We start from the raw sequence: 331 nt of genomic DNA on the forward strand, positions 1-331 counted from the left end.
CTGATGGTCGTTACGACCCGTACGCGTCAGCGATGCTTGGGCGCTTGGGACGCGCGCCAGGCCTCGTATTCGGGGCGAGCCGATGCGTGCAGCGGATAGTATTTCCTGAGGTCGCCTCCTTCGGAGAGGCGCAGCCGCGAGAAATCTTCCCATTCGGCGTGTTCGCTCGCCACCGCCAGGACCTTTTCCGCCAGCACGACGGGCACGGTCACGGCGCCGTCTGCATCGGCGACGATGATGTCGCCGGGCATGACAAGCACGCCGCCACAGGCGATCGGCACGTTGACGGCATGCGGAAACAGGCTCGTCTGCGTGTGGTAGTTCGGCGTGG

General features: G+C 65.6%; 1 protein-coding gene. It reads right to left on the reverse strand.

The genetic code is table 11. The features are described 5' to 3' along the window. Positions 1–26: 26 nt before the first annotated feature. On the reverse strand, positions 27–331 hold a 305-nt coding region (locus MD273_RS18670), incomplete at its 5' end, for an RraA family protein (RefSeq protein ID WP_502846085.1).

The organism is Marinobacter sp. C7 (assembly GCF_022343555.1).
In the GTDB taxonomy this organism is placed as follows: Bacteria; Pseudomonadota; Gammaproteobacteria; order Pseudomonadales; family Oleiphilaceae; genus Marinobacter.